Genomic DNA, 2,330 nt, shown 5'->3' with positions numbered 1-2,330 from the left:
TCGGGGGTAGAGCACTGTTTAGGCTAGGGGGTCATGGCGACTTACCAAACCTATGCAAACTCCGAATACCGAAGAGTACAGCTTGGGAGACAGAGCACCGGGTGCTAACGTCCGGACTCAAGAGGGAAACAACCCAGACCGCCAGCTAAGGTCCCTAAAATTGGCTAAGTGGGAAACGAAGTGGGAAGGCTAAAACAGTCAGGATGTTGGCTTAGAAGCAGCCATCATTTAAAGAAAGCGTAATAGCTCACTGATCGAGTCGTCCTGCGCGGAAGATGTAACGGGGCTAAGCCAGTTACCGAAGCTGCGGATGCACAGTTTACTGTGCGTGGTAGGAGAGCGTTCTGTACGCCTGTGAAGGTGGGTCGTGAGGCCTGCTGGAGGTATCAGAAGTGCGAATGCTGACATGAGTAGCGTTAAAGGGGGTGAAAAGCCCCCTCGCCGAAAGCGCAAGGTTTCCTACGCAACGTTCATCGGCGTAGGGTGAGTCGGCCCCTAAGGCGAGGCAGAGATGCGTAGCTGATGGGAAACAGGTAAATATTCCTGTACCGATCAATAGTGCGATGTGGGGACGGAGAAGGTTAGCTCAGCCGGGTGTTGGATGTCCCGGTTCAAGCCTGTAGTCGTGCCTGGTAGGCAAATCCGCCGGGCTTAGATGAGGGGTGATAACGAGTCTGCTTGCAGACGAAGTGAGTGATACCCTGCTTCCAGGAAAAGCCACTAAGCTTCAGCTATTGACGACCGTACCGCAAACCGACACTGGTGCGCGAGATGAGTATTCTAAGGCGCTTGAGAGAACTCTGGAGAAGGAACTCGGCAAATTGACACCGTAACTTCGGAAGAAGGTGTGCCTTTAGTAGGTGATCCATTTACTTGGTGAGCCCAATGAGGCCGCAGAGAATCGGTGGCTGCAACTGTTTATTAAAAACACAGCACTCTGCAAAGACGAAAGTCGACGTATAGGGTGTGACTCCTGCCCGGTGCTGGAAGATTAAATGATGGGGTGCAAGCTCTTGACTGAAGTCCCAGTAAACGGCGGCCGTAACTATAACGGTCCTAAGGTAGCGAAATTCCTTGTCGGGTAAGTTCCGACCTGCACGAATGGAGTAATGATGGCCACACTGTCTCCTCCAGAGACTCAGCGAAGTTGAAATGTTTGTGATGATGCAATCTCCCCGCGGAAAGACGGAAAGACCCCATGAACCTTTACTGTAGCTTTACATTGGACTTTGAACAGATCTGTGTAGGATAGGTGGGAGGCTTTGAAACCTGGTCGCTAGATCAGGTGGAGCCAACGTTGAAATACCACCCTGGTGTGTTTGAGGTTCTAACCTTGGCCCGTTATCCGGGTTGGGGACAGTGTATGGTGGGCAGTTTGACTGGGGCGGTCTCCTCCCAAAGTGTAACGGAGGAGTTCGAAGGTACGCTAAATACGGTCGGAAATCGTGTTGATAGTGCATTGGCATAAGCGTGCTTGACTGCGAGACTGACAAGTCGAGCAGGTACGAAAGTAGGACAAAGTGATCCGGTGGTTCTGTATGGAAGGGCCATCGCTCAACGGATAAAAGGTACTCTGGGGATAACAGGCTGATACCGCCCAAGAGTTCATATCGACGGCGGTGTTTGGCACCTCGATGTCGGCTCATCTCATCCTGGGGCTGTAGCCGGTCCCAAGGGTATGGCTGTTCGCCATTTAAAGAGGTACGTGAGCTGGGTTTAAAACGTCGTGAGACAGTTTGGTCCCTATCTTCCGTGGGCGCTGCAAGATTGAGAGAGCCTGCTCCTAGTACGAGAGGACCGGAGTGGACGCACCTCTGGTGTATCGGTTGTCACGCCAGTGGCATCGCCGAGTAGCTAAGTGCGGAAGAGATAACCGCTGAAAGCATCTAAGCGGGAAACTCGTCTCAAGATGAGTCTTGCCGGGGCCTAGAGCCCCCTGAAGGGTCGTTCAAGACCAGGACGTTGATAGGCTGGGTGTGGAAGCGCAGTAATGCGTTAAGCTAACCAGTACTAATTGCCCGTGAGGCTTGACCCTATAACTTTGACACTCAAAACGTCAGGGTGAGTGGTCACGCAGATCGCAGCGCAACCCGCCAAACCGGCGTTGCCACGATCAAAACCGTTCTTCAAACCCGAAGACGCAATCAAACCAAGCTGATTTGACTCTACCGAATTGGGCCTGCTGAACCCCTCAGCAAGCCAACCAGTCAAGCCTGATGACCATAGCGAGTCGGTCCCACCCCTTCCCATCCCGAACAGGACCGTGAAACGACTCAGCGCCGATGATAGTGCGGATTCCCGTGTGAAAGTAGGTCATCGTCAGGCTAATA

2 rRNA genes (1 of these 2 running past the window's edge) are annotated in these 2,330 nt (G+C 52.8%); both read left to right on the top strand.

Annotated features, from left to right (window positions below):
- Positions 1-2,035: ribosomal RNA gene (locus AC07O8_RS27190) — 23S ribosomal RNA — on the top strand (it extends 945 nt beyond the left edge of the window).
- A 177-nt stretch (positions 2,036-2,212) separates the two neighbouring features.
- Positions 2,213-2,325, top strand: a 5S ribosomal RNA gene (gene rrf / locus AC07O8_RS27185).
- Positions 2,326-2,330: the final 5 nt, after the last annotated feature.

Source organism: Roseateles sp. GW821-FHT09G09 (assembly GCF_059415965.1).
The sequence above is the reverse complement of the archived record's forward strand: the minus strand, read 5'-3'. Positions and strand labels throughout refer to the sequence as shown.